The 26996-nt window shown below is 57.6% G+C and carries 28 protein-coding genes and 1 pseudogene; 14 read left to right on the plus strand and 15 right to left on the minus strand.

Going from position 1 to position 26996, the window contains the following annotated elements:
• The first annotated feature begins 145 nt into the window (after window positions 1-145).
• The gene (locus tag KQ933_RS31775; RefSeq protein WP_216761312.1) at window positions 146-2269 is read left to right on the plus strand and encodes a type I secretion system permease/ATPase; all 2124 of its coding nucleotides are present in this window, start codon (window positions 146-148) and stop codon (window positions 2267-2269) included.
• Window positions 2266-3741 (plus strand): HlyD family type I secretion periplasmic adaptor subunit, encoded by a 1476-nt coding sequence (locus KQ933_RS31780; protein ID WP_216761216.1) that lies wholly within the window; start codon window positions 2266-2268, stop codon window positions 3739-3741. The genes KQ933_RS31775 and KQ933_RS31780 overlap by 4 nt, the downstream gene beginning before the upstream one ends.
• A gap of 213 nt (window positions 3742-3954) precedes the next feature.
• Here KQ933_RS31780 and KQ933_RS31785 read toward each other — a convergent pair whose 3' ends face one another.
• Together KQ933_RS31785 and KQ933_RS31790 are read right to left on the minus strand one after the other, a co-directional pair.
• Window positions 3955-5301: a hypothetical protein gene (locus tag KQ933_RS31785; protein ID WP_216761217.1), complete on the minus strand. Its 1347-nt coding sequence runs from the start codon at window positions 5299-5301 to the stop codon at window positions 3955-3957.
• A 9-nt stretch (window positions 5302-5310) separates the two neighbouring features.
• On the minus strand, window positions 5311-5604 hold the full coding sequence (locus KQ933_RS31790) for a hypothetical protein (protein ID WP_216761218.1): 294 nt from the start codon (window positions 5602-5604) through the stop codon (window positions 5311-5313).
• A 402-nt stretch (window positions 5605-6006) separates the two neighbouring features.
• Here KQ933_RS31790 and KQ933_RS31795 point away from each other — a divergent pair, with 402 nt between their 5' ends.
• Window positions 6007-6348 (plus strand): helix-turn-helix domain-containing protein, encoded by a 342-nt coding sequence (locus KQ933_RS31795; RefSeq protein WP_216761219.1) that lies wholly within the window; start codon window positions 6007-6009, stop codon window positions 6346-6348.
• A gap of 23 nt (window positions 6349-6371) precedes the next feature.
• On the opposite strand, the gene KQ933_RS31800 is transcribed toward KQ933_RS31795, so the two are convergent.
• From KQ933_RS31800 to KQ933_RS31825, 6 genes are read right to left on the minus strand one after another with little or no spacing between them, the layout of a single operon-like run.
• Window positions 6372-6917: a hypothetical protein gene (locus KQ933_RS31800; RefSeq protein ID WP_216761220.1), complete on the minus strand. Its 546-nt coding sequence runs from the start codon at window positions 6915-6917 to the stop codon at window positions 6372-6374.
• A 20-nt stretch (window positions 6918-6937) separates the two neighbouring features.
• Window positions 6938-7309 (minus strand): hypothetical protein, encoded by a 372-nt coding sequence (locus KQ933_RS31805; RefSeq protein WP_216761221.1) that lies wholly within the window; start codon window positions 7307-7309, stop codon window positions 6938-6940.
• 7 nt (window positions 7310-7316) lie between these two features.
• A complete protein-coding gene (locus KQ933_RS31810) occupies window positions 7317-7628 on the minus strand; it encodes a hypothetical protein (protein ID WP_253958488.1) in 312 nt (103 codons plus the stop codon).
• Window positions 7629-8234, minus strand: a complete 606-nt coding sequence (locus KQ933_RS31815; protein WP_253958489.1) for a thermonuclease family protein — start codon at window positions 8232-8234, stop codon at window positions 7629-7631. It lies immediately after the preceding gene.
• Between the two features lie 11 nt (window positions 8235-8245).
• Window positions 8246-8890 (minus strand): thermonuclease family protein, encoded by a 645-nt coding sequence (locus tag KQ933_RS31820; protein WP_253958490.1) that lies wholly within the window; start codon window positions 8888-8890, stop codon window positions 8246-8248.
• A 5-nt stretch (window positions 8891-8895) separates the two neighbouring features.
• On the minus strand, window positions 8896-9576 hold the full coding sequence (locus KQ933_RS31825) for a thermonuclease family protein (protein WP_216761223.1): 681 nt from the start codon (window positions 9574-9576) through the stop codon (window positions 8896-8898).
• A gap of 128 nt (window positions 9577-9704) precedes the next feature.
• On the opposite strand from KQ933_RS31825, the gene KQ933_RS31830 reads away from it, so the two are divergent.
• The 5 genes from KQ933_RS31830 (at window position 9705) to KQ933_RS31850 (ending at window position 13651) form a co-directional block, all read left to right on the plus strand.
• A complete protein-coding gene (locus tag KQ933_RS31830) occupies window positions 9705-10103 on the plus strand; it encodes a hypothetical protein (RefSeq protein ID WP_216761224.1) in 399 nt (132 codons plus the stop codon).
• A 7-nt stretch (window positions 10104-10110) separates the two neighbouring features.
• Complete coding sequence (locus KQ933_RS31835; RefSeq protein ID WP_216761225.1) at window positions 10111-10860, plus strand: ParA family protein; 750 nt, start codon at window positions 10111-10113, stop codon at window positions 10858-10860.
• A 101-nt stretch (window positions 10861-10961) separates the two neighbouring features.
• The gene (locus tag KQ933_RS31840; protein ID WP_253958491.1) at window positions 10962-11264 is read left to right on the plus strand and encodes a hypothetical protein; all 303 of its coding nucleotides are present in this window, start codon (window positions 10962-10964) and stop codon (window positions 11262-11264) included.
• A 4-nt stretch (window positions 11265-11268) separates the two neighbouring features.
• Window positions 11269-11661 carry a hypothetical protein gene (locus tag KQ933_RS31845; RefSeq protein WP_113414333.1) on the plus strand — a complete coding sequence of 131 codons (393 nt, stop codon included), beginning with the start codon at window positions 11269-11271 and terminating at the stop codon, window positions 11659-11661.
• A gap of 106 nt (window positions 11662-11767) precedes the next feature.
• On the plus strand, window positions 11768-13651 hold the full coding sequence (locus tag KQ933_RS31850) for a relaxase/mobilization nuclease domain-containing protein (protein WP_253958492.1): 1884 nt from the start codon (window positions 11768-11770) through the stop codon (window positions 13649-13651).
• Between the two features lie 33 nt (window positions 13652-13684).
• Here KQ933_RS31850 and KQ933_RS31855 read toward each other — a convergent pair whose 3' ends face one another.
• Window positions 13685-14218: an HAD hydrolase-like protein gene (locus tag KQ933_RS31855; protein WP_216761227.1), complete on the minus strand. Its 534-nt coding sequence runs from the start codon at window positions 14216-14218 to the stop codon at window positions 13685-13687.
• Between the two features lie 282 nt (window positions 14219-14500).
• A complete protein-coding gene (locus tag KQ933_RS31860; protein WP_216761228.1) occupies window positions 14501-15499 on the minus strand; it encodes a class I SAM-dependent methyltransferase in 999 nt (332 codons plus the stop codon).
• A gap of 289 nt (window positions 15500-15788) precedes the next feature.
• Between KQ933_RS31860 and KQ933_RS31865 the strand changes: the two genes are divergently transcribed.
• The 3 genes from KQ933_RS31865 to KQ933_RS31875 all read left to right on the plus strand — a co-directional run bounded on the left by KQ933_RS31865 (window position 15789) and on the right by KQ933_RS31875 (window position 19373).
• Window positions 15789-16640 carry a helix-turn-helix domain-containing protein gene (locus KQ933_RS31865; RefSeq protein ID WP_216761229.1) on the plus strand — a complete coding sequence of 284 codons (852 nt, stop codon included), beginning with the start codon at window positions 15789-15791 and terminating at the stop codon, window positions 16638-16640.
• Window positions 16641-16752: 112 nt separating this feature from the next.
• Window positions 16753-17967: an MFS transporter gene (locus KQ933_RS31870; RefSeq protein WP_253958493.1), complete on the plus strand. Its 1215-nt coding sequence runs from the start codon at window positions 16753-16755 to the stop codon at window positions 17965-17967.
• Complete coding sequence (locus KQ933_RS31875) at window positions 17964-19373, plus strand: hypothetical protein (protein ID WP_216761231.1); 1410 nt, start codon at window positions 17964-17966, stop codon at window positions 19371-19373. The genes KQ933_RS31870 and KQ933_RS31875 overlap by 4 nt, the downstream gene beginning before the upstream one ends.
• A 23-nt stretch (window positions 19374-19396) precedes the next feature.
• On the opposite strand, the pseudogene KQ933_RS31880 reads toward KQ933_RS31875, so the two are convergent.
• Window positions 19397-19620, minus strand: a pseudogene (locus tag KQ933_RS31880) (helix-turn-helix domain-containing protein).
• 114 nt (window positions 19621-19734) lie between these two features.
• Between KQ933_RS31880 and KQ933_RS31885 the strand changes: the two are divergent.
• Entirely contained in the window at window positions 19735-20253 is a 519-nt protein-coding gene (locus KQ933_RS31885; protein ID WP_216761232.1) for a helix-turn-helix domain-containing protein, read from the plus strand.
• Here KQ933_RS31885 and KQ933_RS31890 read toward each other — a convergent pair.
• The 4 genes from KQ933_RS31890 to KQ933_RS31905 form a co-directional block, all read right to left on the minus strand.
• Window positions 20250-21527 carry a CapA family protein gene (locus KQ933_RS31890; protein ID WP_216761233.1) on the minus strand — a complete coding sequence of 426 codons (1278 nt, stop codon included), beginning with the start codon at window positions 21525-21527 and terminating at the stop codon, window positions 20250-20252. The two genes, KQ933_RS31885 and KQ933_RS31890, sit on opposite strands and share 4 nt — an antisense overlap.
• Window positions 21528-21597: 70 nt before the next feature.
• Entirely contained in the window at window positions 21598-22395 is a 798-nt protein-coding gene (locus KQ933_RS31895) for a transporter substrate-binding domain-containing protein (protein WP_253958501.1), read from the minus strand.
• A 65-nt stretch (window positions 22396-22460) separates the two neighbouring features.
• Window positions 22461-23240, minus strand: a complete 780-nt coding sequence (locus tag KQ933_RS31900) for an ABC transporter permease (RefSeq protein ID WP_216761234.1) — start codon at window positions 23238-23240, stop codon at window positions 22461-22463.
• Between the two features lie 3 nt (window positions 23241-23243).
• Window positions 23244-23924 (minus strand): ABC transporter permease, encoded by a 681-nt coding sequence (locus KQ933_RS31905; RefSeq protein WP_216761235.1) that lies wholly within the window; start codon window positions 23922-23924, stop codon window positions 23244-23246.
• A gap of 223 nt (window positions 23925-24147) precedes the next feature.
• Here KQ933_RS31905 and KQ933_RS31910 point away from each other — a divergent pair, with 223 nt between their 5' ends.
• Window positions 24148-25080 (plus strand): LysR family transcriptional regulator, encoded by a 933-nt coding sequence (locus tag KQ933_RS31910; protein WP_216761236.1) that lies wholly within the window; start codon window positions 24148-24150, stop codon window positions 25078-25080.
• A 472-nt stretch (window positions 25081-25552) separates the two neighbouring features.
• Entirely contained in the window at window positions 25553-26161 is a 609-nt protein-coding gene (locus KQ933_RS31915) for a hypothetical protein (RefSeq protein ID WP_216761237.1), read from the plus strand.
• The last annotated feature ends 835 nt before the right edge of the window (window positions 26162-26996 follow it).

Consider the following 26996-nt stretch of genomic DNA (forward strand, 5'->3'; position numbering starts at 1 on the left):
ATGACCACTCGCAGCATGGCGACGCATCTCCATCAGAGGTGCGTCGTTTCGCCTGACGGCGCACAGGACGGCGTCTGTGAACGTCACCGCTGATCCGGCCGTCGCCGAAACAAACAAAACCGTAGAGCCAGAACCCGCTGCCGAAATCGTCGACAGCGGGCTTGCAGCTCTGTGTGCGATTGCTGGCTATTTCCGGATCGCGGCGCAGCCGTCAACTCTTGCCCGAGACCTGGCCGTCGTGGGCTCTTGCGGATCGAATGATCTGCTGCGTGCTGCCAAGAGCCTCGGTCTCAAGGCTCGCGTTGTGCAGGTGCGCGATGAAGCCAAACTTGCGACACTTCCCGCTCCATCGATCGCGATGCTCGCCGATGGCTCCTTTGGCGTCTTCGGCGGCCCGATGGGGGATGGAACATTCCGGCTTGTCGATCCGGTTGCCTTTTCGGCGCGGAGCGTTTCGGCGGAGGAACTGCTGGCCGAGACCGGCGGGCGATTCATCCTCGTGCAGCGCCGCTTTTCGGGACCAGGCGCATCGCCAAAAAGCTTCGGGCTGCGCTGGTTCCTGCCGGCGATCTGGCGCTACCGGCATGCCTTCGGCCATGTCCTGATCGCCTCGCTGATCGTGCAGATCTTTGCGCTGATTACGCCGCTGTTCTTCCAGGTCGTCGTCGACAAGGTTCTCGCCCATCGCAGCTATTCGACCCTGATCGTGCTCGTGGTGGGGCTCGCCGCCGTCGGTCTCTTCGACGTCGTGCTGCAATATCTCAGAACCTACGCGCTGTCGCATACGACGAACAGGATCGACGTCGAACTTGGGCGGCGGCTGTTCCGCCATCTGCTCAATCTGCCGCTGAGCTATTTCGAGACCCGGGCGACCGGACAAACGATCGCCCGGGTGCGCGAGCTTGAGACGATCCGTGCCTTCCTGACCGGCCAAGGGCTGTTCTCAGGCCTCGACCTCATCTTCACCATCGTCTTCGTCGCGGTTCTGTTTTCCTATTCGTCGAAGCTCGCCTGGATCGTGGTTGCCTCGATCCCGGTCTATATCGCAATCGGCGTGCTGATCCGGCCGCTGCTGAAGGACCGCATCGACGAGAAGTTCGAGCGCGGTGCCTACAGCCAGCAGATGCTCGTCGAAACGGTGGTCGGCATCCAGACGATGAAGGCCGCCGCGGTCGAGCCGGTCGTGGCCGCCCAATGGGAGGAGCGGCTGGCCGCCTATGTTCAGTCCTCGTTTGCCGCGACCATGCTCGCGGCCAAGGGCCAGAACGCCATCCAGTACGTCAACAAGATCACTTCGGCAGCGCTTCTCTTCCTCGGTGCACAGGCCGTCATCGATGGCGAGCTGACGGTTGGCGCACTCGTCGCCTTCAACATGATCGCAGGCCAGGTTTCCCAGCCGATCCTCAGATTGTCGCAGCTTTGGCAGGACGTGCAGCAGGTTCAGGTTTCGATCGACCGGCTATCCGATATTTTGAACGCACCGGCCGAACCGCGTCCTGCCGTTGCCATCAGCCTGCCGAAGCCGAGAGGTGCCATCGCCTTCAAGGGGGTCAACTTTCGCTATACGCCGGAGGGACAGGACGTTCTGAAGAACATCAATTTTGCCGTCCGGCCCGGCGAAGTGATCGGCATCGTCGGACCGTCCGGATCGGGCAAATCGACGCTCACCAAGCTGGTGCAGCGCTTCTACATTCCAAACAGCGGTCAAGTTTTTGTCGACGGCCAGGATATCGCCCAGGTCGATCCTGCCTGGCTGCGATCGAATATCGGCGTGGTTCTTCAGGAGAACATGCTGTTCAACCGGACGATCCACGACAATATCTGCCTCGTCAATCCGGCGATGTCACGGGCGGCCGCCATGCAGATGGCGCGGCTTTCCGGTGCCGACGAGTTCATATCAAAGCTGCCGCGCGGTTATGACACCATCATCGAGGAACGCGGCGCCAATCTGTCCGGCGGCCAACGGCAGCGATTGGCAATTGCCAGAGCGCTCGCCACCAACCCACCCATCCTCATTCTCGACGAGGCGACCAGCGCGCTCGACTATGAAAGCGAGCGGATCATCCTTGCCAATATGCGAGAGATCGTGCGTGGGCGCACCGTCATCATCATCGCCCACCGGCTGGCGACGGTACGCCATTGCGACCGGATCATTGGCATGAAGGATGGCCGCATCGTTGAAGAAGGCACGCATGAGACTTTGCTTGCCCGTGAGAACGGCCTCTATGCCCATCTCTGGCAATTGCAGACGGCACCGGTCCAGCCATGAACCAGACCGTCCGTCCGCCCAAGGTGACAAAGAAGCCGCCGCGTAAGCCGCGCGATCACACCGCGTTCCTGCCGGCCGCACTTGAGATCCTCGAAACGCCGGCCTCGCCGATCAGGGCTGCCCTGATCTGGTTCATCTCCGTCTTCGTCATCCTGGCGATCATCTGGAGTTACTTCGGCCGGTTCGACATCGTCGCAACCGCCCAGGGCAAACTGCAGCCGACGGGACGGGTGAAAGTCATTCAGTCGCTGGAAACCGGCAAGACCGCCTCGATCCCCGTGACCAACGGTTCGAAGGTCAAGGCAGGCGAGGTTGTCGTTGAACTGGATCCGACGGAGACCAGGGCAGAAGTTAATGCGCTGCTGGCAAGCCTTCGATCGCTTCGCGCCGAGGTCATCAGGCGAACCACGGCAAGGACGCAAGTCGAGATCTGGCAGCGCAACGGCATCTGGAACAATCCATCGGCTATCTCCGTGCCGCTTGTCTTCGACATCGATATTCCTCCGTCCATCAGAAGCCGGGAGGAGGCCCAGTTTCGATCCTCGCTGGAGCAACTGGCCTCGTCGCTTGCCAATCTCTCCTCGCAGAGAGAGCAGCAGCTCGCCTCGCTCGGCCGATTCAACCGGATGGTCGCCGCCCAGAAGAACTTGATCGCGACAATGGACGATCGCGTGGCGATGCGATCGCAGCTGATGGAATCGAGCGCCGGTCCGCGCGCCAGCGTCATCGATGCTATGGAAGCCAAGCAGCGCGCGGAAGCGGATCTCGCCGAGCAGATCGGTCAGGCCGATGAAGCGGCGGCTTCCCTTGCGGTTGCGACCAGCGAAGGCGAGAAGGCGATCAAGACGTTCATCGCCGAAAACGTTGAAAAGCAGACTGAGGCAGAGCGGCAGATCGACGAACAGGAACAGCAGCTCATCCGAGCACAGAAAAAGCTGGATGCCATGACGATCAAAAGCCCGATCAGCGGAACGGTGCAGACATCCGCGATTACGACCGTCGGTCAGGTTGTCATGGCCGGCTCGGAGCTGATGCGGATCGTGCCGGAAAACGCCGCATTGGAGATCGAAGCCTATCTGCCGAACCAGGATATCGGCTTCGTCGCGCCGGGGCAGCCGGCGGTGATCAAGGTTCAGGCCTTCCCGTTCACGCGCTATGGGGTGATCGAAGGGGAGGTCACGCGCGTTGCGACGGACGCCATTCCCGAACCGGATGCACAACAGCTCGAGGGCCAGCCGGACAAGCAGTTGCAGAGCACCATGCCGATCGGCAATTCTCAGAGGGTTCAGAACCTGGTGTTTCCGATCACCGTGGTGCCTGACGTCAACAGGATAGATGTGGATGGCACCTCCGTCGCGCTGTCTCCCGGCATGGCAGTCTCCGTCGAGATTAAGACGGGAAGCCGGCGCATTCTCGAATACCTGTTCTCGCCCGTCGCCGAGGTGTCGTCCGAGGCGATGAAGGAGCGGTAAAAGCAATCGGATCCGGCCCGAAGCACAACCAATGAAGCCGGGAGAGGCTTGGTCGCCTCAAGGTCGCGTGCCTTTCTCTCATCGTGTCTGGCGATGAGCCTTTGCTGAACGGGGCAATCTCATGTTCGACCAAGCGGCCGCCCACGTCACCGTAGTACCGGCCGCCGAGGCTATCTCCGGCGTCCGTCATCTACCGGCAATCGCGCCGCAGTTTCAGCCGTCTCGTAATTTGTCGACGACCCACGTCTGCAGCCGGCGCCCAGTGCCTTTAGAATTCGTTTCGGTAAGATCCTCCGGAAAAATCCCGAAGATCGGCCCGAGGTGCTTCATTCGCGGGATGGTTTTTTCCTTGGCCTCCCGATATTCCTCCGTTTCCATCCCGAAGGCCTCAACGAGCAGTCGACGCGGTGGGTGATCTCTAAAGGCAATCTCCAAAATGAAGTCTGGTCGGCAAAGACCGATGGGTGTCTCCGACGCGAAGAGCGGTTTGGTCATCTTTATCCTGAGCTCTGGTGCAGCGTCGAATAGAGATCGCTGTAGCCAGAATAATAAATGGGATACATCCCGCTCAAACCCCGATTCGACGGGGAAGAGCGTATCGCCGTTGTAGACCGGCTGGGCGTAGGCTTGCACTGCTCGAACCGGTCCTTCGTCGTCTTCCTGAAAATCCACGTTCAAAAGGGTCAGAAATGGCCCTCGACTTGCCGGATCGCCCCGCAGCGGCTGGCGCACCTTGGCGAGGATGTCGATTGTTCGCGAGGACGATGCCGGCATGATCGCCTGTGTGGATATGCTGGTCGAAAACAGCAGCATGAACCCGGTACGCCGAAGTCCCTCCGGCCAGTCCGTGCGGGAGGTCGCAAGCAACCGTTGCCAACGGCTGTCCGGATTCCAATAGTCCGCAGCCCAAGTCGATAGAAGCGCATTCAGTGTCCAGGTCCTGAGCACCCTGAGCTCACGGGCGGCCGAGCGCAGCCGGGCGAGTTGATTGGCGAGTGTGAGATCGGGATCGTCCTGCAGCGGCGGGATCACGTTCGTGCCCGCCTTCTCGAGCATCCGCCACAGGACGCCTCCGAGTCTTGATGGCCGGTCGCTTCGTTCCGTCGAGCGGGAGGGATCTTGGCCTGAGACATCGGCGAGGCGGGTGGGAATGGCCGGCAGTGCGTCGATGTAGGTGCGATCAGATCTCGGCAGTGGCCGAAGATGAAAGCCACGATCGAAGAGGGCGGGGTCGGCATTCCTGTCGACATGGAATGGACAGGATGGCGCGTGATTTGGTCTTTCGTCATGTTGACCGGGATCAGCATCCTTCGGCGTCAGCCGCCGCAGGGTAAAAGTGCGTTCCTGCTGGATCGGGGCGAGCAATGGCTGGTGCTGACTGTGCAGGCAGTCGCATTCGATCCAGCCATTCATCACCTTGACGCGTCGAATAACCGTAAGCGCGATTGCCTCATCGTGGCTGGAGGCTGCGTTTCCGTACCAGGCCCGTAACGCCACGGCCTCGCGGTCGCTCAGTTCAGCCAACGCATGGGTCGGGCTGTTGCGGACCACGATACGCATGGCTCGGCGTCAGTACCCGATCGACCAAAGGCTGAAGCCGAGATATCCGACAGCCACGGAGCCACCGACAGCGATGGCCGTCTCCGCCCAACCGCGGATGTCCCAAAAACTGCCTTTCCCGGTCCGAGCACCTTCAATCGCGACCGAGAGGAAGAGATAGGACGGGATGACCATCGCATAGCCCAGGGTCAGACTATCTCTAAAGGCCACCCGAGCAGCGACGAATGCGAGCGCGAGGAATAGGGCCGCTATGCCTAACCGCCGCATGTCAAACCGATAGCCAAACCGTTTGTGCCATCCCATCAGTTTTCTCCGTCACATAGAGCAGATCGAAAATTTAACCGCAGTTAAAGTTTGGCGCAATTGGAGATTGATGTGCAAACCTCGAGGACACATCAATTTCGTCAACAAGGGGAAGCAAGCCCTGAATTGAGGATCCGTCTCGGAGGCCGCAAGCGGTCCCTTGCACGGGCTGTCGGCTGCGGTGTATTGAGGCGTAATGGACTTATGAACAGTCGCATGCAAAAGATGAACAACAAAGCGTTTACGCTTACCTTCTTGGTCTCTGAATAACTCCATGCTTCGAATGAGCGGTAGACCTTTGAAACATTCACACAGCCGTCGCCGGCGCGCCCTTGTGCCGGGTTGTCGGCGTCTACGGATCGGCGATCGGGTCAGAGGATCTCCTGATAAGGATAACATTCGATGCCGAGGCTGAAGGACGATGCGCCAGATGAGCGATCAGACGTCACGGACCTGACGTCGCTCTCCTTCCAGGAGAGACTTGCTATCGGGCTTGACCGCCTGAAGTCCGAGCGAAAACTGACGAACAAGGAATTGGGCGAGCAGCTCGGCGTGTCGGAAGCTTATATGTCGCAAGTGACCCGCGGAATGCGGGACGTGAAGCTGACAACACTCGACAAGATGACACGCATCTGGGATGTCTCGATCGAGGATCTGTTCACGGTCACCGAAGACGACCTTGCCCGGATAGCGGCGAAAAAAGCACGCCGCCGGAAGAGGAAGGCTGCCAAGCCGTCGTCCTGAGCATTTCAGCATCCGTTCCGTGGTTAGTGGTTCAGGTTGAACCAGAACCGTTGCTTCACACCTTGTTCGTCAGGGATATCGAAGAAGTAGGGATCCGCGCGACGCGGCCGTGGCGTTGCGATCTGCGCAATACAACTATCGCCTCGGTCGCCGAAGTTCCGCCGTATGACGGCACCCTTTAGCCCGGCATCGGAAGCGCGCTGACCTGGAGACCGGCAAACATCGACCGTCTTGACGCATTGGTCAGGCTCGCCCCTCCATCCATTCTCCCCTTGCGAGCTGTAGCCGACAGTGGTCCCAGCAGGGCAGTCGTCGTAGGACTCGTGCCCTGGCTTGCCGGCATTAGCCTCGTGGCAGATTGGCCAGGAAAACCCCGGCTCCTTGATGGCCGCAATGAGTTTTGTCATGGGCGGAACGCAGTAGGGAACACCGTGCCAGGACGGGTTCTGTGACGCGGCGCAAAGCAGAACCTGGCATCCCCAGGATGCATCCTCGGCATTCGCCGGAGTCACCGATGGCGCAGAGGCCGAACCAACCATGATTGCGGCCAATATCAAGGTCGATCTCATTGTTCGCTCCTTCAAATTGGTCATTGGATTTGCGCCCAGGCGCCGTCAATTTTCGCGAAGGAGAGCACGCCTGGTTGCCTGGCCCCGGCAAACGAGCCTTTGACCGTTGTAATGATGCCTGTGCAGGTCACACCCGGCACGGCCTGACGCGGTTTGCATTCAGAAATCCGCATTGACCGGTCCGACTTCGCAATTGCGGCGCTAGCCTCCTCGTCGTTGGGAGCGTCAGCGCTCGTCTTCTGTCGCGCTTGGTCCTTCAGCCGAGAGATCTCCTGTTTGAGATCGATCTCCTGGTTGCTCTTGCTCACGTCGTTGATCGCATAGCCGCCGAATGCGCCTACCAGGAAGGCGATCGCCGTTGCTAAGACCGCGCCACCGGAGAGCTTGTTCATCACCACCTCAGTATCCCTCAATCCCAAGGCGTTTCAGGACGGCGGCCGGATTGGTGTCGCAGTCTCTCTTCCAGTCGGGATGCTTGGCGCAGGCATAGGCGTATTGGCTAAGATCGGCTGACGAGAGATCGGCGAGCCTGTTGCCGACTGCCTTCCACCGTTGCACCTCGGCAGGATCGCAACCCGCGCCTCCGGCCCCGCAAAAGTCCGGATCGCGCTGCTCTATCTGCTTCTGTGTGGCGCCGTCCTGTCCGATCGCGACTGAAGCGGATCCGGACAGCAATATGAACACCACAGCGATTCCAGTAATGCGTTTCATTCAACCTCCATGCACTTCGTTGGGGTTCAGTGTCTTCGGACCGACAGGCAAAGGCAGGGGCAGGCCGCTGTCGGGTTCTAGTGAAGAGGCCCTCGCTTTGTCCCCGTTCGCCGTCGAGGCGGTATAGAGCCAGGGAGGAAGAAGATCCGGCGACGACCAGACGCCGTATCCGAGGCCGCGGGCCTTTCGCTCGATATCAAAATAGGCAGAGACCTGGGGTTCGTCGCGGTAGTTGAACGCGTAGCCAATGCCTTCCGCGATCGCCGTGGCGGCGAGGTTCGTCTCACCAACAAAGCAATGGGCGAGGATTACACCGTTGGCGTCACGAGCAATGGGTGCGCAGTTTACGTTCTGTCCAAGGGTACGGAGGATCATCCAGGCCCGCGAAACCTGACCCGCAGGCCAGTCGATGCCATCGCTCGTTGCTGTCTGTTCGAGGCGAGGGGCTTCGTATCCTGCAAGTCGCACGGTCTGCCCGCTCTTCCTGAACTCGAAGGTTGTGGCATCCACGACCTGAACTTTTCCGAAGATCTGCCGGGGAATATCAGCCGGTCGGTTTTGCGCGGGCGCGGCCGTCGCCGTCATCAGCAGCAGCAGTATCGACAATGAAACAACTCTCATTGCTGTGCTCCCGCTTGGCCGGTCAGCACTGCGACGGGATGGGGCATGTCTGAGTAGGCCCACAAGCCGGCTCGTGCCGCTCGCGCACTTTCTTCTGCTACCCTGTAGCCGGGAACGATCAAATGGCCGCTGGTGTCGACGGCGGCGAAGCCCCATCCTTCGGCGATCATATAGGTCGCCAGATCATAGCGCCGCTGGCCTGATGTCGTTTGGCAGGCGACCACAGCATTGTTCTGATCGAGATCCTTGATGGTTGTGCAGACGGGCTTCGTGTCCTTGATCAACGCCTGCGCCATGATCAGGTTGAGCTCTCCGCAGTCCCTCATAACGCCAGGAGAGATCGTGACAGAGGTGCCGCGGAGACACGCTTGCAGGCCGTAGAGACGATATCGCCGCCCGCCGGAAAGCCAGGTGTCACCTGTTTCGAATTGCGCCTGCACCGGAAACGGAACGAATTGGGTTTGATCGCTTTCCTGGTTGTCTGCGGTGGTACCTTCGTTCTTAAGCGCCTGAACAGGGATGATGGGAGCCTGCAGGCGAGCAGGTTGTGGGTGGCTCGGTCCGGCGAGCATCGGCATGATCGATATGCCTGCAAACAGGCCGGAAGCTGCAAGCGTAGACATCAACATCAGCAACCTCATCGCGATCAGTTCATGGAAGGGTTGGCGCGATAGCGCTCACCGTAGGGGTGCGTGAAGTGGGCGTTCGCCCAGATCCCAGTCCTCGTCCTCTTGGCGCTTTCCTCTGCCTGTGCATATTCCGGGAATATCGCGCGGCCGGAATGATCACGGGCAGCAAACGCCAATCCCTTGGCGATAAGCACCTCCGAAAGCGATTGAGCGTGGCCGTCTTTCACGAAAAAGCATTCCGCAAAGCGCACGGTGGGCGTGCCCGTGTTTTGACCAAGGAAATGACACGGAAATGCATTGCCAGCGGCCGCCTTTGCCTCATCGAGCGTGGAGGTCAAGCCAGCGAGTGAAAGCATAGCGCATGTCGTCCGCATGCCAGCGAATTCCACCTGCTCGACCGACAGACAGCCTTGGGCACCCACTAGTTTGACGGTGGTCCCATCGGAAGCAAGAAATGCACTCCCGATCAGGGCGCCTCCCGGCATGACTGTTTGCAGATCGAGCCGCTCGGCTATCGATGACGTATCAAGGATTATGTCGGGAGCGGGAATCAGGTCGCGGCCCTCTGCGTAAGCCTTCTGATAGTAGCTGACGATTCTCGAGGCGGCATCGTCCTCTCCGGCGAGCGCCAGGGCGTTGACCGTGCATGCAATGGTGCAAAAGAGGAGGCGAGTAAGCCGCCGCGCGCCTGGGTTCATGCTTGAATCCGTCATCAATTGGCTGTCGCAAAGCATGCACAAAATTATACTGCAGTGCAAGTCTGGAAAAGCAGGAAAGATTGCGTTATGTCTGGTCTGACACCGAAATGTGCGCACGGAGAAGGTAGATGTCAGCACATCGAAAGGCCGTCAGGATCGTGACTTTCCCCTTCAGGGCAATGTGGTTTCTGGTTTTACTCGCCAACTTTCTTGTCGTCGCGATTGTGTGCGCGGTGATCATCGCTTTCGTCGCCTACGGCCTCGCTCTGACGCTGTCATACCTGTTGCTTCCGACGGAATGGACGCGGGCGCTCTGGCAATGGGCGGCGGACCTATACGCGCACTCCCACTGGTTCAAAGGGGTAACAGTCACCATCTTCGTGATCCTTTTCCTTTCGATCCTGAAGGTTTGGCCGGGGAGCGATCCCAAGGCAGATGCGGCTCGCGAGCGCGAAGCGAAGAGGCTCAACGATGACCTGGTCGCGGCCCGCCAACAGGCGCAAGCCCAAGCGAAACTTCGAGGCTGAGGGATCCATGACAGGCAAACCACTTTCGCTCGCGATCTCGACCTTCAAGGGTGGGGCCGGGAAATCAACCCTGAACGTCAACCTTGCAGCAGAATTCGCCCAGCAAGGACACAGGACACTGCTCATCGATTGCGACGAGCAGGAATCGTCAACCCGGTGGTACAACGTCTCCATGAAACGGGGATTGCTCCCGACCGACGGCACGCTGCTGCATCTGCGGGTCGCACCGGATGACCGGTTTGCTGATCGCCTCGCGGAGGCGCCTGCAGCCGATATCCGGATCTACGATGTCGGCGGATACGTTCACCAACGGGCAATCGAGGTCTATCACGAGTGCGATGCAGTCCTGATCCCGATCATTCCCGAACCGACGGCTGCGACCTCCGCCATCAAGGTGGCGACGATCCTGAAAGAGATCTCCAGGAAGCGAGCACGAGGTCCGATCCCGTATGCGGCCATCTGGAATTACGTGGACATGATCGCGCTTAAACACAATCGCTCTCTTCCGGAGGTCCATGCCATCTTGACGAGCGGCCGAATTCCGATGGTGGACACGGTCATCCGCAAGAGCAACCACTTCAGCGACGTCGGCGCCGGCTTCGGATCGCTCTATTCCAAGCTCGCCAGCATCGAGAGTAATCCAGCGCTAACACCGTCGGCCAAGCGGCGCGCCTCAGAAAGCGTGCTTGACGCGATTGATCTCATAAAAAAGATCAACAACGAGTTTATCGGCCTGCTGCAGGCGGAGGCTGCCTGAGCGCGATGTCGAGGGAAAGGACGCCGGCTGGCAACATTCTCGCTCTTGCCCGATCGAGAGAAGACAAGGCGAGGGACGTGGAGGCGGATGCGACGTCCTACATGCCGACCAGCCTCGATCTCGACAAGCTCATGCCGGAGGATCCTCTCCAGGTGCAGGAGCCCCGCGCCGATCGGGAAACAAGGTCAAAGGTCCGCCGTCCTCCAGACAAAAGCGAAGCTCGAGAAGAGCTGGCGACAAAAGCGGATGATATTGGGGAGTCTGTGAAGAGGAAGCGCATTTCTCTCTACCTCGACGACGACGTGTTGACGAAGATTTTCCGCGTATCGCTGGAACGGCATGAACAGCTCTCGTCGGCGACCCACAGGCTGATCCTCGAAGCGTTGAAGGCGAGGGGTCTGTAGGCAGATGCGCGAGCCGGCCGTCATGTTTCGTCTACCGGCCCATGTCTTAAGCAACGTCGAGCTGCTTGCCAGCCGGCTCGATATTTCCGTCAATCTTGTCGCAAAGCTCATCGTCACCAGGGAGATCATGCACATTCCTGCGATCTTGGAAGAGCATGACCGGCAGCTGGGAAACATGCACCAGTTCCTCCGCGAGCTCGCCTTTCGAAACGAGGAGTTTCTATCGGAAGAGCGCGACCAAGCCATCCTCGCCGCGGCCATCATGACCAAGCTGGATGAGGTGATGGCCGCTCTGGACTCAATCCGCGATGCGGCTTTTGTGAGACCATCCACCTTTATCGCCGACCTGATCAGGAAACACGATGAACGACCTCTCCAGAAGTCGCTTGGGGTCTAGGCCTGAAGGCCGTAGGCTACCGAGCTATTTCGAGCTCATCGAGGATGAGCTTCGACGGCGTGGCGGCGGTGGGGGCGGATCGAAAAAGACGCCGCCGAGGACAAAGTTGAGCGTCGCCTCGACAGGGCGCAACGCCGGCGCGGCGACAGCATTCAGCCGGGCAAGTGGAAATAACGCTGTTGTCGTCAAGGTGTTGTCCTATGGAGCAGGCGCGGCCTCGGTTCGCAACGTGCTTGCTTACCAAAGCAAGGAAGAAAAAGCACACGATCAGGATGGTCGCGAAGTTACCGATCTCAATGCAGAAGTCCGATCGTGGGAGCGGGAGTTCGGAAATCGAAAAGGAAGTAAGGACGTTTTACGGTTGACCTATGAGCTCGAGAGCACCGACCGGGAACATGTTGGCCGCGCATTGAGCGCGCTTGCATCCGACGGGTTCCGCGATGTTGGTGATTCCGATCGGACCTACGCATTCAGTGTCAGCGAGGGCGTAAAGGGACAAACTCGTCTAAACCTGGCGCTGATCATCGCGCATGAGAAGAGGGACCGATCCGATCGGCGCAGCCAGAATCGTATAGCTGCCGACATAGATGACGTGCATGCGATCGACGCGCGCGTGGACAGAGCATTGCGAATGGGGGGGCTGACCCCAGTCTCGCGCTATCCAGCGGAGTTTTCGAGCGGTCCGAAAGGGCTGGCTGCGACACTCCATGCGATGCAGCGGCATGGCGCAGAGGTGACGCTTTCGACGAAGACCCATATCGAAGAGCGCCCGGGCAAGAGCGGTCGCTATTACCAAGCCTCGGACCGGCGCGAGTTGACGACAAGCGATCACAAGCAACTCACGGCGGAGGCCAAGATCGTCGGGGCGCTCATGCAGACGCGCCAGCCTCGCGATTTCATGCACCTGTTGTTGTCGGGGCCTGCCAATGTCGACCGTGGCCGATTTCTCCTGGCCGGCCGCGACTTTCTAAAGGAGCAGTTCTCCGGCCACCGATATGCCTATGCTGTTCACAATCGAAACGACCTTGAGAAGCATCCGCATCTGCATGTGATCGTTGCGTTGCGTAACAGCAGCGACAAGACGCTCAATCCCAATATCCGCGACTTCACCGAATGGCGGGTCCGCTTCGCTGATAAGGCGCGGGAGCGCGGAATAGCTATCGATCGTCAAAAGCGCGTCGAACGTGCCGGTCCACCGCCAGTCAAACGATGGGAATGGGAGATGTTCCGCCGGATGGGCGCAACGGCGCCTGCCAATGTCGTCGAAAAGGTGATCTCAAAGCTTCGTGATACGCCGACCGCGCCGAGGCTTGAAGAGGCAAGAAAGCGGCTCGATCAGAGCCGGCACTCAGTTGGGCGCGTCATTGAAATGCTGGAAAGCATTGCGAAGGACCGAACCGCACCCAGCACGGCACGGGAACTGAGCTACGATCTATCGAACGGCCTGCAGCGCGAGTACCGTCGGTTGGAAATTGCCGTGCGCGAAGGACGTGATCCCACACGAGAGAAAGGTGAAGAACACATGCTGCGATCCACACCCATCAGTGCCGCTCAGGCGAAAGCGGCGAAGGAGACGCTGGCGACCACCGCGATCAGCGTTGCGGCGAAGATTGCCAATCCCTCTGACCGCCTGATCTTTGAACAGGCGACGAAGATCATCGGCAAGGTCGTCGGGCTGCAACTCGACTCACGCGTTGCCAAGAACCGGGATCGCAACGTGATTGGCAGGGAAAAAGGTACCTCGGACAGCCTGGAAACGAAGTCAGCGGCCGGTCGCGACCACCTCGCGGAGCAGGGAATCGTCAACAAGAGTTCCAGTAACCGCCCCGTCGATGCATCGCGCATCGCCCGGTCCAACGCCGAGCATTCTGGGCCGGAAATGGACCGATCGGATCGCGAACGCCAGAAAGCCCACCAGCGCGATCGCGAGATACCAAAGTCGATCAAGCTACGTCCGCCCGAAGAGAAGGACCGGGACCGGAGCCGCTGAATCACCAGCCGCCGTCCTTGATGCTCCACGATGCTAGGCCGTCCGGCGACGATCCAGCTCTAAAATCTGTTCGATCGTGGCGCGAAGCCGTTGGACGTCTGTTATCTCAGGCGAAGAAGTTAGCCGGCGGGCTTCCATTTCCAGACCTTTCGCGGGAGTTTCATTGCTTCGCCAGCCGGAATAGTGGATGCCCATGACACCCGCGTCGTTTGCCGCGAGGATACTTGTCACGGAGGTGCCGACGAATACGGCGTTATCCCTCTCGACCCCGTACCGCTCTATCGCATGTAAGATCATCCCGGTGCCTGGCTTATGCCGCGGATCGTTCCGATATTGAGATTCGGCGCCGGTGCCTAGCGGGAGCTCACTCCATGCCATCCAGAAATCCGGCATTCCACCTCGAATTCTCAGCAGCTCATCGAGTACCCTGATCAGGGCAGCAGATTCTGATCTGCCATGGGAACTAGCGTCCATTCCCCTTTGGTTCGAGATGAAACCGAAGTGAACATTGAATTCTCGCAACTGTTTCAACATTTTGACGAATGCGTCGTTGATATCCCCCAGCATAACATCCCTCGAGGGACGCTTTTGCCTCAGGAGGAGGCCATCTCTCTCGAAAATGACAAGACCCGTAGAACCAATTTTCCGAAATATGCCGTGGACATCGTGCCCGGGACTATTCATAAGCCGACAATCAAAGCTGAAACCAGCTTTGCCTCATATTGCAGATCAAGACCTCGACGTAACACCCGCAGCTGTGAAAGCGTCTCAGCCCCGCACCTGGATTCGGTGTTGTCTCTCGCCGAAACTATGGAGAAACCTTTGGCAAAAGCGAGTAAGCGCGCCTGTTCAGCGTGCTGGCTCCGGCGCCTGCCCTTGAGAGATAAGCTCGCTGGGCAACTCCGCGTAGATATATTCCTTCGGTAGAGCCGGTCCTGCCAATCTGCTCATGAAATTCTGAAGGTTGCCGCGGCTGTTGCTGGCTATCAGGGTGTAGAAATTGCCGCTGTTCCATGTGACGAAGCAGCTTTCGAAAAAGCGCTTCAATACCTGGCCCATGTCCGCCAGGGTGACCTCGTTCTTATCCATCCGCGTCAAAACCGCATCCTCTTTGGACTGGATGTCGGCGCCGGTGAAATAGCGCGCTTTGAATCCGAAGTCCTTCTGTTGTTCTCGAAGCCGGTATTCTGTCTCGTCCTCATGAAGGAATTTCTCGACGAAAACGAAAATCCCGTCATGGCGCAAATGCTGGATAACAAACCGAATCTGGTCGAAGCGGTTTGGCGAGTACATCTGGAATGTCGTGTCTTCCAGGATGAGGTCAAAGCCATCCGCAAACATCCCAAGGTCTTCGGTGTTGCGTATGTGTTCAGGCGTGAGATGGTGGAAAGGACCATGGAAGAAATGCGCGTGTGGCGGGACGCCATACGCATAGAAACTTCTCTGGTTTTCGACATTGGGGCTGCAGGACAGGCTTTCGATCCTGCCATCACCGATTTCTGAAACCGTTCGAGCCATCGTGCCTTCCGCTGTGCCGAGCGAATATAGTTTCAGCGGCTTTCGTCTGCTTCTCGCGTATTTGAGAATAGCGCAACCGAGGCGGCATTCTTCCTCAAGGCGATAGGGGATGCTGCTGAGATAATGCTGATCGAACGGGCCTTGACGCAGCCCATGGATTGCAACGAACTTTTTAAGCGTGGCGTCTCGCGGCAATAACCGCAGATCTAATGAAGGGCGGCGTAAGGGCATGCCCGAACGGCCTGCTGCTGTCGCTGAGAAGAATGGCGCCAGTTCGTTCAGGCGAGGCGCCCGCTCACATTCTTCAAAAAAAGCAGAAAAATCTTGCATGTAGAATCAATCTCCGTCGCACGCATCATCGCGGACCCTGCTTGTCGCGGGTGCGGTGGATCTTGCCGGTGGTTTCGGTGCGGTCGGCGCCTTCAACGGCATTGTGATGATGCAGCCACAACGTCAGCGATCACGCCCGCCTCCCGCATCCATGATCTTGACGGGCTTTCAGAAAATTGATCGAAAATTCGCCTATGGGTTAACCGGAGTTTGATTCGCAACTTTGGGTGAATTAAATAAGGTGGAGATATCAGCCACGTGTGGATACGGGTTCAGCATTGGCCGCGAAATGAATGATTCAGGTAGTCGAGTTCTGCTGCGCAAAGAGGCAAATTGGAGCGGCGTACGAGCCGAACTCGTTCGTCGTGCCGACCTCAAGCGGCAGGAGATCGACTTCCATGCCGACGGCCATTCCATCTTCCTCAATATCCAGGGTGCCGCCCGGCATGGAGAAAGCTATCTGGACGGTCGCCGTATCGGTTTCGTGGCTCGTCCCGAAGGCTCTTTGTCTTATGTGCCGCCAGACTGCACTTGGAGCGGATGGGACGTAGGCGACGCGCTCGCCAGTTACTTGCTGGTTTCAGTGGAGAAGAGCTTTGCGGAGAATCTCTTCGGCGGCCTTGCGGGCACCGAGCGCCCGCTGCCGGAGATCGGCTTCAAGGATTTGTCGATCCAATTTGCGACACGGAAGATTGCCTCAGAGCTCCGCCATGACGATCGCATCAGCGGCCTTATGGTCGAGGGCTACATCACGACGATTTTCGGTCATTTGTTTCGACGGGGACGATCCGTGCGCAGATCGCCAACCGGTGGATTAGCGCCGAGAGCGTTACGGACTGCCATGGATGCAATTGAAGCATCGCTCGATCAAAAGCTTACTCTCTCTGAGCTTGCGCGGGATATCGGGGTGAGTGTTGGGCACCTTTGCCGGGCGTTCAAGCAGTCGACGGGTCTTTCGCCACACGCGTACCTCAATCGGCAACGATTGCAGCGGGCGAGCGATCTTCTTCGAGGGACATCCATGTCGATAACGGAGATCGCCTTTACTTGCGGCTATTCAAGCGCAAGCCATCTATCTTCCAGTTTCCGGTTGGCGATCGGTGTGCCGCCGAAAGAATACAGATCCATCTGGTGCGAATAAAGACCGGCGGAAGCAAAGAAGACATCAATATTGTGAAAGCGGCAGTTTCCTCGACGATCTAGCATCTACCCAGCCAGGCTAGTCAACCGGCGGCAAAGGCATGGATCAACGAATGCGAACACCGAATTTGGCGACGGGCAGCTTGTATATGTCATGCGTGGCGGCGAGCGCGGCCGGCCGCAATGCTTATTACATCATCGCGGCTTGGGCGGCTTTGATCGCGAGCGATACCGCGGCCTTAGTTGCCATTCTACTGGGCGCGGGGAGCATCGCGGAGGTCTTGACGACAAACTTCGGCGGCTCCCTTGTGGACCGGTTTGATCGGAGGATTGTCTGCATCATTTGCGATGCACTCCGGTTGCTTGTCGTGGTCGCAACCGGCGTTGGCATAGCGCTGGGGTGTACGATTCCGGTTCTGCTGACGTCGTGGATCGCCTACTCGGTCATCGATCGTACTTACCTGACCTGCCTGCAGGCATTGATCCCTTCGGTGGCGCGGACTGAGCGGTTGCGTGCCTTCAATTCGCTGTCTTACATGGTGATGCAGGTAGCCAACTTCGTTTCCGCCTTTGTTGCTGGACTGCTCTTGAGTTCGGCGGCTGAAAAATTCTGTTTTCTGCTTCCCGTAGGCTGTTTTGCAGCGTCCCTCTGTCTGATGGCGCAGTTCCGTCATGCACCACCTGAGCCAGGGTCGGGAGAGGAAAGAAAGTGCGACGGGCTAGGAACGGCAGCGATGCTGCCTACGTTGTTGCCGCTCGAACGGCTGAGGAAAAGCGCGGTCGTCTATGCTCTGATTTATACGATGGGAATGCTGGTCACTGTCTTGGCTTCCGCCTTGGTGCGCCAAGAGCTGCACGGACCTGCTCTGCAGTTCGGCTATATCGAGGCTGCCTGGGCCGCCGGCTCCGTGGTCGGCTGTGCATTTCTGCTTTGTCACGGCGGAGATGCCAGACGTACAGACGTAGTGCTTCATCTCGCGCTCAGTGGGCTTGTGCTTAGTGGCTTTCTTATATGGCAGGATATCATTGTCGCACTGATCCAAATGTTTGTCCTGGGTTTCAGCTACAATGCCGCACGAATTCTCATCGACGTGGAAACTCAGCTTGCCGTACCAAGCTCGCAACTGGGACGCACACGGAGCCAGATCCATACGGTCTGCGTCGCAGCCGGCCTTTTCGCCTACAGCCTCATTGCCTTTCTCGGAAGCAGCGTCCTTCCTTCCGTAGTTTTTGGCACTTTCGGTATTCTCATGTTGGCCGTTGCCGGTGGATTGCTCTTCTGGCCTCCCGAGCGCGCAGAACCGATTGAGGGGCTCAGTGAGACATGATCGATAAACTCGCCCCTTCGGTTCACCTACCCAAAGCCGATGTACTCGCCCTGTTATTCCGGCTGTTTCCATGGTCTCAGCGATTTGAAGACGCTCCGGTTCGAGACTACGCAGCAGCTTTGTTCGATGCAGTGCCGCAGAAGGCACGATCCGAATCCCGTGAACATGGGATGTCAGTCTTGCAATCTTGGGTCGGACAAACGGCGAGACGACGAGGGTATGACGACGCTCTTGCGGCAATGTTCGAAAGAGAAATCCAATCGTTCCCGGTAATGCAGATGGGACCTCACCTCCATCTGTTGATTGAACCCGATGCCTTTTATACGCATCTCTTTAGCATCATGGGCCTCTCGGCGCTCGGTAGACGGACATATCTTTCCTACGCATGCTCGACGGTCAAATTCGTCGAGCGAGGCCGCAAGGGACCGGGCTGGCTGAAGCTTGAGGGCCAGTCGATCAATACCTTCGGCTTGAGCCGAAGCAGGATGATCCCCTACAGCGTCCTCGCCGCGAACGATCAGTACGCCTTTCGACTGGTCAATGTCGATAACCCAGGTCATGAGCCGGAAACGATGGCGCGCCTGCGGGCCATACTGCCGTCAGGCCAATTCTCTTCTGCGGCGGAGGCGATCAAGAGCGGGAACGACTGTCTTTGGCGGCACGTCTTTGATCAGAAATTGAGCTTCATGCAGGTGGATGATGCAGATGTCGTCCACCTGCTTATCACACATCTGAGCGACGAGAATTCCTGGATAAAGAAACGGTTGTTCAAGGATTGCTCTTTGGCATGCGAAATCATCGCAGCCATCGAAAAACTGGATGACACCCCCTGGCGAGGTTGGCTTAGAAATACGACCCATTTTTTCTGGGGTTGCTGCGACGGACAGCTCTTTCCGCTCCGGCTACAGGGCGGCAACCTGCGCAGCGGCGGAAAACACGAGTTGACCGTCGACTTTTCACCGTCGAGCATCATCGACGCGCTTGCCGCAGGCCTAATTATACCGAACCTCTTGCTTATGTTCATTGCAACGACAATGATCCCGGGTGTTCGCTCATTGGGGGGCAGCAGGCACACCATCTACTATCCCCTGATGCGCCACGCAGTTTGCACTGCTTTGCGCAGCGTTGAGCCGGAAGACGATTTGCTAGCGGATCTCATCAAAGATCGACGGCCGTCCGCCTGGGGGCACCGCGTTATAATGCGTGATTGGGAGCCATGCTCGCTATCGCTAGAAAGCGGTAGGATCGCCGCTTTGCTTGAGAGCCTGGGAAACGCGACGCTCATCGAAGCGCCGGGACCTCTTTCCGCATTCACAGAGGACATCTTCTGGCGCGAATTGGTCAGGGCATTCGCACTGGGGGAGGCGTCGCTGTCTTCGCCCCAGGGTTTTAGTTTTGGCGCGTAATCGTCTTCTGTTGTCTTACCTGTCTATTTGACGTCTTCAGCGCTATCGAGCACCAGATCGACGTGGCTTACGTTGAGCGCCTGCGCAAGCTCGAAGAGAGTCACATCGTTGGATTACGGCGCCCGCTCTCTAACCCGCTGATATATTGTTGACTAAAGCCAGAGCGCGCCGCCACCTCTTCCTGCGTCAGCCCTCTTTCGTGACGCAGTCGCGCAAAGTTCTTTCCGACCAAGCGACGCATATCCATACGTGATGGATGGCAGTTTGCAGGCTCGGAGTTTATCAACTATAGTATGTAAGCGAGGCTTGGCTGCAGTGGGTCCCGCATCAGGCGGAGCCCCTATATCTTCAAGGTCTGAGTATGGACTATCAACCCAAGGCGCGCCGATCGGAGCTTTCAAAGCGAAGACAGGGAAGAGAAACGTCCCCTAGAGAATCCCATCACCCAGTTGACATGCATGTTGGCCAGCAAATCCGCATTCGCCGGATCCAGTCCAATGTCTCTCAGAGCGATCTGGCCGCCGGGATAGGTGTCAGCTTTCAACAGGTCCAGAAATATGAAAACGGCAGGAACCGGGTCAGCGCCTCGATGCTCTACGAGGTCGCCAGTTGCCTGAAAATGCCGGTGGCAAAGTTCTTCGAGGGCCTGCCGGAGCCATACGCGGAGAACGACAGGCCGATCGTGGCCGATATCGACGAGCGAATTGCCTATATTTCGACAGCGGAAGGCCGCCGGCTGATCGAGGATATTCTTTCCCTTTCGCCTCGGGTCAGAAGCCGGGTCGTGGCCCTTGTGAATTCCCTTGCTGACGAGGATGAGAAAGGGGCCGAGACGAACGCGACGGTTGACGAGACGACCGGTTCATTACGCGAACCTTAGTCGCTCGCTCGTAGCCAATCTGTGTCGTCGCGCCGCATCCCAGGCAAGATAGCGCCGAGGGCGCCTCGGAAAACCAGTTCTGTGCCGAACAGCTCACACCGAAGCGCAAGCCCATCAAGGATGCGATGGGCCGCCTCACCCGGCGCAGGCACCGGAAAGGGAAGGCGGGTGCATTGCGGATTCTCCAAGGCGTCGATACCGCCGACGATGATCGGCGTCAGATCGATTCCCAGAAGTTCGAAGTTGGTGTCGAAAGCACAAGATGCGATGACGCTTTCCCAGACCGCGCGCGGCGACCATTCCTTCTCGTCATCGTCGGTATGGAATATGAAATTCCCAAGACCATAGAAAATCGGCGCACGACGATAGATCTCGATGCCTTGAAGAACCGGTGCCCCATGGCTTACGAACATGCGCGCTCCTGCGTCGATGCAATGGTGCGCGAAGTCGCGGACCCATTCCGGGGCTTCATGCCAATCGGGTTCCCAGTGGTGGTGGTGAAGGTATGCAATCACGAAGCTTTCACTGGCAGCAGCTTTCCTGATTGCGTCCAGTTGAATGTCCGCGCTTCGGGCTTCAACCAAAATCTTCTTTGCGGTCCGATCCGAGCGCCTGAACACCGTTCCGTAGAAATCGAGTTCGTGCGTGCCATTGAGGACCGGCACGTCGTTTGGCTGGGCGTAGTTCGCGCGCTCGAGCGCTGTGCTTTTTAAGCTCCTCTGCAGTTCCTGCAGCCGATCGAAGGCGGGCATCTCCAGCTCGAAGATCCTCGATACATCGAGACGGTTCACGCCAGGTCGCTGAGGTCGGGCATTCCCGTCGTCATCCGCGTACATGAAAGCAGGCCCGGGACCGGCGTCCATTGCGCTCAGGCCAACCTTCCAACGTCCCAAATGTTTTTCGCCGACCCGTGCAGCATCGCGCCTGTTCAGACCGACTCCGGCATACAGAAAATCTTCTGCGGCTGCTTCCTCCATCGTGGACAAAACCCCTGATGGCCCGAGGTCAAAGGCATGGTTGTTCGCCAGCGAAAGTGCGTTAAAGCCCACGTGTTTGAGCGCGGCCATGACCGACGGCGGCGCACATCCGAAGTAGGTTCCTTTGAGCGGCCAACCGCCATGCGGGCCATAGATGGTGGACTCGAAGTTCGTGAAGGCAATGTCAGCAGCTTGGATGAGCCTGATTACTTCTTGGAAGCGATCGTCCAAAACATCGCGAAGGTCATGGCGAATGAGCGACTGGCCGGTCACAGCCACCGTAAGAGTAGAAGCCATTTTTGATCCTGTCAGATTTACTGGTTCGGACGCAGGCCCGAGTGGCCTGCGATCCTTCAGATGTGAACCTTCAGTTTGCTGCCGATGGCGACACGTCGATGCCGAACCAGTGGAGGCTCAGCTTTTTGAGCGTGCCGTCATTTGTTGCGGCTTTAATGGCTTCGTCGAATGCCGCAACGAGGCTTTGGTCATTCTGGCGGATGCCGACGCCGACCCCCGGTCCCCACGGCCCACCCGAAAGCGCCGGTCCGTAGAAGGCGGCGATTTCCCCATCCTTGCTGTCGAGAAATGTTTTCCAGGTGAAGTAATCGGCAAGGCCGCCATCGATTCTGCCGGCGTTGAGATCAAGGTGCATGTTGTCCTGTGAATCGTAGCTTCTGATCGTCGCGACGGAACCGAACAATTCCGTCAGCACGACCTCCGAATTGGAAGATCTCAAAACGCCGAGCGTCTTGCCTGACAGCGCGGTCTTCAGCTGATCCAGAGTCCGTTGTTCGGGCGCGTCGATTGTCGTCAGATCGAGCTTCTGGGAGGTTTCGGTCGGGGGAAGATTGAGGTCCTTTCGGACAACGAGCTGATTGAAGCCGCCGGCGTAGGGTTGAGAAAACGAGACCGACTTCTTCCGCTTCTCGGTGATCGCCATGCCCGACATGATGGCGTCGAATTTGCCGACGGTGAGGGCGGGAATGATGCCGTCCCAGTCCTGGGGTACAAAGCGGCATTCGATGTTCATCCGCCGGCAAAGTTCGCGACCGACGTCCACATCAAATCCGACGAGAGCGCCGGATCCATCGATTGAATTCCATGGCGGCGACGCGCCCTCCGACGCGATCGTGATGGACGTTCGATCCTGTCCGGCTGACGGCATATAACTCGTGGCCACGCAAATGGCGGCCACCAAGAATGCTGCTTTTTTCATTTCTATTCGCCTTTCTAAGTGTGGTTTGAATGGTTCATCGCGGTCGATCTGTGGACTGGGAGATCGACCGGGGCGTAAGCGATGCTCGATGCAACAGCAGCACCGGTGCCGGCGGGCGCACTTTGCCGGTTCCACCGTCTTTCGAGGCGGGCAGACAGATTGGCGATGGCGTAGGTGAGGGCGAGATAGAGCGCGCCGGCCACCAGAAAGACCTCGTAAGGAGCGAAGGTCGCCGAAACGAGCTTGCGTGCCAGCCCGGTGATCTCGAGCAGTGTTATCGTGCTGGCAAGCGAACTCCCTTTCAGCATTCCGATCATTTCGTTCGTATAGGCGGGCAGGCTGATACGCATCATCAACGGAAACGTGATCAGTCCGAAGGTCTGCCTGCGAGACAGCCCCAGTGATTTCCCGGCTTCGATGAGGCCGCACGGGATGGCCTGGATCCCGCCACGAAATACTTCGGTGGTGTGGGCCGTGCTGTTGAGGGTGAACGCCACCAGGGCACACCAAACCGGCTCCCGCAGGATTGGCCACAGGAAACTTTGCCGGATGAGCGGGATCTGTCCGACGCCATAATAAATGATGAAGAGTTGGACGAGGAGCGGCGTGCCCCGGAAAACATAGGTATAGACCAGCACCGCTGTCGACATAGCCCGATTGGGGGCGGCACGCAGCACGGCTAGCGGCACGGAGATGAAAAAGCTCAGGAGGAGAGAACTTGCCGTAAGGCCTATTGTGAGGACCAGTCCCATCGGGAGCGTCGTCAAGGCTTCAACAACCACGGAGCCGTTCATCGCTCATCGACCTCCATATGGAATGGCAAGGCGCCGCTCGATGATGCGGAAGAAGACCAACGCGATGCTCGTAAGCCCGAGGTAGATGGCTGATGCCGCCAGATAGAAGGAGAGCGGTTGGCGCATGGAGCCTGCCCCGATATAGGCAACGCGCATCACGTCCGTCAGGCCGACAACCGAAATCAACGCCGTGTCTTTGATCAATGAAATGCAGAGATTTCCGTACGCGGGCAGGGCAGGTGGGACCATCTGCGGAATGATCACGAAAACCCATGATTGCCAACGAGCGAGCCCCAGGGACTTCGCCGCTTCCACCTGTCCGACTGGAACAGCCTTTATGGCCCCACGGAAGATCTCGGCGGCATAGCCACCGAAGACGAGGGTCAATGCGATCACTCCGGCAGCAAAGGCGTTTATCTCAACATATTGCCCCGAGAGTGCACTCAGGGCCGCCGTGCCCCCGAAATAGGCGATCAGGATGATCAGCAACTCCGGCACGCCGCGGACCGTATTGGTATAAGCCGTGGCGATACGCGAGCCTCTCGCATCCTGTGACACGTTTATGATTGCTACAGTTAGCCCAGCTATGGTTCCAAGAACAACGCTGCAAAAGAATATAGATATCGTGTTCAGCGTGCCGTATATGAACTGACGGTAGAATTCATAGAGATTTGAATCGAACATAGTCGCCCTATAAGGTTCGAAGGTACGCGGACCGAATTATATAGTCCGATATAATAGTTGTTTTATAACCCCAGGATGCATTTATATACGCTGATAACCGCAAGTTAATTCGTCGATAATTCAAAAATATACTTGATCGATGGCGGGTCAATTTATAAGAAAGAAAAAATCGTAATAGGCTCAGCTTATAGTCCCGGCTGTGCCCGATAACGCAGACGGTGAAATGATCATCAGTGCATCAAACGCCACGATCCGGCAGCTGCAGATTCTGCGCGAGGTATTGCGGAGCGGCTCCGAGCGTCAGGCAGCCCGGGCTCTGTGCATCAGCCAGCCGGCTGTCAGCCAGAATGTGAAACAGCTGGAAGCCGCGATCGGTCTCATCCTGTTTAAGCGCGAGACCAATCGCCTCGTGCCGACAGACGCGGCGTGGGAACTCCTGCAGAGCATTGAGCTTGCTTTCGCCGGATTTGACCAGATCGGTAAGTCCATCGCCTTCCTGAAGAACAACGACACGCGTGTCGTTAGCATCGCTGCGCCAGGGGTTTTTTCATTGAAGCTTATCCCGGAGGCGGTCCGGAGGATACGCGAACTCAACGGGTCATATTCTATAAAGCTGAGAACGGGCAGTTATCAGGAAATCTGCGACCACATCCTTCATGGCAGGGCCGACATTGGAATTTCGCGGCTGCCGTTGGATGACAGGATATTCGAGTGGAGGCCGGTCGGCAGCGCTGTCAACGTGTGCCTGTTTCCAAGGGAGCATCGGTTTTCCGAAAAAGAGGTCGTTACGCCTGAAGATCTTGTCGGGGAGGCACTGGTTGATATCGACCCGCAATATGCCGCTCACCAGATGAACGTGAACGCTTTGCGATACATGGGCGTTCAGCCCGATATTGCCGTGGAGTATGATGCGCATGGACACGACGCCGGCTTTGTCGCGGCAGGCGTGGGAGTGTCGATTACAAACGAAATCCTTGCGAGGGAATATGAAAGCTTCGGGCTTGGCTGTCGGCGGTTTGAGCCAGGAGCCACCTATCACTACGTCGTTTTCTGGCAGAAGGATCGGGCGCTAACGGGAGGGCAGAAGCTAGTGATGGAGCAGCTTGTGTCTGCGTTTCGCGGGTCAGAACGGCTTAGTTCCGCAGTTGTTGTATAGGCCTGTGGATTAGAAGAGCGAATTCACCGAAAGATCGCGATCCCAAGGCGCTCATCCGACCCATCAAAATCATAGGTTTGCTCCTATTCAAGTCGAACGGCTCACAGTGGCCGATCGGATATTCTGACGTGGGCAGTTTTGCAGGACGATCCGCAGCTGAGGCCGGATGCGAGTTCGGAGACGGCGTCATCTCGCGTGAAGGAGCGTGGCTTAAGGACGAGACCTTCGTTCGTTTGACCGAAATGGTTGATCTGCTAAACTTCAGGATCGGCAAACGCTTCTTCGGACCTAGATGTGCTCGCCAAGGGAGCGGGAGATACAGCGTCAGCTTTTTCCGGTTATGGGCAGTTGGTAGATCAGTACTGGGGCAGCACAACAATCTAAATACGCAGTATGCAATTTATAGTTGTAAATCGCATAACATGTATTATGGAACTAGAGGAGCCGGGTTATCCCGGTCTTCTTTTTTGTCATGTTAGCGATCTTTTTGCTGCGCCGCATCGACGCGCGGCTTTGCATCATGATGGGACTCACCGCGATTGCCGTTGGGGCCTTCCTGGGGTCACATGTGACTGCGGCTTGGGGGCCATGGAATTTTTTGCCGGTCGTTCTGTTGCAGACTGCTGGCCAGTCGTTCGCATTCCTTGCTACTATTGTCTACTCCATAGCAAATTCCGATCCGAAACGCTCGACTGCTGTCTCAGCCTATATCCAGGTCATCCGGCTCGGAAGTGCTGAGCTTGCTCAGAGCCTTATGAATACATGGCTTCGACAGCGCGAGCAGTATAATTCTAACATCTTGACCGGTCTAATCTCCAACTCCTCGGAGGCGCTCCACCAGCAAACAAACAAACTTCAAGAAGTGTTCGGCGCGAGCCATCGCGGCAACCTTGATGCTCTGGCCGCAATCGCGGCTAGAGTACGCGCCCAGGCGACGGTACTAGCCTACTCTGACATCTTCATCTTATCACTGTGTTTCGCTTTGGCGGCTCTTTGCTTGCTGGCGTTCCTAGGATCCATGCCCTTTGGCCCGTTGCATCCTCGGTTTGCCAAAAACCCGCGTCCAACCGTGACCGATTGATCGTTGTGATCCCGGCCAAGGATGTGTCTGGGATGTCCTCGCCCCGGCCCTGGGGCGTGGTTAATCGAAAGGATCCAAAATGTTATCGCTGCAGCTTGAAGCTTGAGCTTGTAACTTGACGCCGAGTTTGTATTTCGTCCCTAAGACCACGTAATAACTGTCGCTGTTTTTTACCCGACGGCCCTGCAGACACACTGTGCCAGGGTGGTGGTTTACACAGGGACGCCCAAGTTGGGTAGGTTCGAGGCGACGGTGCGACCCGCTACGACATCTTCTTCAATCCCAACGAGACCGAAGCAACCGTCAACGAAGAATTCCTGGATCCTGCGGCGCGACTGGAGCATCTGGCAAATATCGGCGAAAATGCAGCCTGAATGCTCGCGACCGTCGACAGCAAGCGGAGGTCTAGTCTCAATCGGGCTCCCGCAGCTGCGGGGATCAAAATTGGATGATACATAGTTATGGCTGCAGGGGTTTAGCCATGGACTCTCCAAGAGCATTAACCAAACTTCAATCGCCTGCTCGGCTTAGACATTTCGAAACAAATGAGCCGATAAAGCGTGGAGACGAAACATAGGGCTCCCACTCGACGCGCCAACGGCCTTACTATGATGTGATATGTGTAACATCTTCGGTTGATTCTGAAACAGTGCCGTAACGAAACCCTGCGAATGGAACGGCAGGTGCCATCGATGGACATCGGAGAAAGTCTGAAGATCAGGCTTTCATTTTCCAATCCAAGTTCAGCCAGTGTCTATGAAACGACGTTCGCCAAATCCCTACGTTCTTCGGCTTGTCGCCCGTGATGGCCGCTTGGTTGATTCAGAAAAGAACT

Source organism: Rhizobium sp. WYJ-E13 (genome assembly GCF_018987265.1).
In the GTDB taxonomy this organism is placed as follows: Bacteria; Pseudomonadota; Alphaproteobacteria; order Rhizobiales; family Rhizobiaceae; genus Rhizobium.

Bases quoted from the DNA above. Each gene is read 5' to 3' on its own strand.
- KQ933_RS31855 (WP_216761227.1), bottom strand. From the start codon at position 14,218: ATGCTGGGGGATATCAACGACGCATTCGTCAAAATGTTGAAACAGTTG.
- KQ933_RS31915 (WP_216761237.1), top strand. From the start codon at position 25,553: ATGTTAGCGATCTTTTTGCTGCGCCGCATCGACGCGCGGCTTTGCATC.
- KQ933_RS31785 (WP_216761217.1), bottom strand. From the start codon at position 5,301: ATGCGTATCGTGGTCCGCAACAGCCCGACCCATGCGTTGGCTGAACTG.
- KQ933_RS31895 (WP_253958501.1), bottom strand. From the start codon at position 22,395: ATGCCGTCAGCCGGACAGGATCGAACGTCCATCACGATCGCGTCGGAG.
- KQ933_RS31805 (WP_216761221.1), bottom strand. From the start codon at position 7,309: ATGAACAAGCTCTCCGGTGGCGCGGTCTTAGCAACGGCGATCGCCTTC.
- KQ933_RS31790 (WP_216761218.1), bottom strand. From the start codon at position 5,604: ATGGGATGGCACAAACGGTTTGGCTATCGGTTTGACATGCGGCGGTTA.
- KQ933_RS31835 (WP_216761225.1), top strand. From the start codon at position 10,111: ATGACAGGCAAACCACTTTCGCTCGCGATCTCGACCTTCAAGGGTGGG.
- KQ933_RS31825 (WP_216761223.1), bottom strand. From the start codon at position 9,576: ATGAACCCAGGCGCGCGGCGGCTTACTCGCCTCCTCTTTTGCACCATT.
- KQ933_RS31830 (WP_216761224.1), top strand. From the start codon at position 9,705: ATGTCAGCACATCGAAAGGCCGTCAGGATCGTGACTTTCCCCTTCAGG.
- KQ933_RS31910 (WP_216761236.1), top strand. From the start codon at position 24,148: ATGATCATCAGTGCATCAAACGCCACGATCCGGCAGCTGCAGATTCTG.
- KQ933_RS31885 (WP_216761232.1), top strand. From the start codon at position 19,735: ATGGACTATCAACCCAAGGCGCGCCGATCGGAGCTTTCAAAGCGAAGA.
- KQ933_RS31810 (WP_253958488.1), bottom strand. From the start codon at position 7,628: ATGAAACGCATTACTGGAATCGCTGTGGTGTTCATATTGCTGTCCGGA.
- KQ933_RS31780 (WP_216761216.1), top strand. From the start codon at position 2,266: ATGAACCAGACCGTCCGTCCGCCCAAGGTGACAAAGAAGCCGCCGCGT.
- KQ933_RS31890 (WP_216761233.1), bottom strand. From the start codon at position 21,527: ATGGCTTCTACTCTTACGGTGGCTGTGACCGGCCAGTCGCTCATTCGC.
- KQ933_RS31820 (WP_253958490.1), bottom strand. From the start codon at position 8,890: ATGAGGTTGCTGATGTTGATGTCTACGCTTGCAGCTTCCGGCCTGTTT.
- KQ933_RS31865 (WP_216761229.1), top strand. From the start codon at position 15,789: ATGAATGATTCAGGTAGTCGAGTTCTGCTGCGCAAAGAGGCAAATTGG.
- KQ933_RS31860 (WP_216761228.1), bottom strand. From the start codon at position 15,499: ATGCAAGATTTTTCTGCTTTTTTTGAAGAATGTGAGCGGGCGCCTCGC.
- KQ933_RS31795 (WP_216761219.1), top strand. From the start codon at position 6,007: ATGCCGAGGCTGAAGGACGATGCGCCAGATGAGCGATCAGACGTCACG.
- KQ933_RS31875 (WP_216761231.1), top strand. From the start codon at position 17,964: ATGATCGATAAACTCGCCCCTTCGGTTCACCTACCCAAAGCCGATGTA.
- KQ933_RS31845 (WP_113414333.1), top strand. From the start codon at position 11,269: ATGCGCGAGCCGGCCGTCATGTTTCGTCTACCGGCCCATGTCTTAAGC.
- KQ933_RS31900 (WP_216761234.1), bottom strand. From the start codon at position 23,240: ATGAACGGCTCCGTGGTTGTTGAAGCCTTGACGACGCTCCCGATGGGA.
- KQ933_RS31870 (WP_253958493.1), top strand. From the start codon at position 16,753: ATGCGAACACCGAATTTGGCGACGGGCAGCTTGTATATGTCATGCGTG.
- KQ933_RS31840 (WP_253958491.1), top strand. From the start codon at position 10,962: ATGCCGACCAGCCTCGATCTCGACAAGCTCATGCCGGAGGATCCTCTC.
- KQ933_RS31800 (WP_216761220.1), bottom strand. From the start codon at position 6,917: ATGAGATCGACCTTGATATTGGCCGCAATCATGGTTGGTTCGGCCTCT.
- KQ933_RS31905 (WP_216761235.1), bottom strand. From the start codon at position 23,924: ATGTTCGATTCAAATCTCTATGAATTCTACCGTCAGTTCATATACGGC.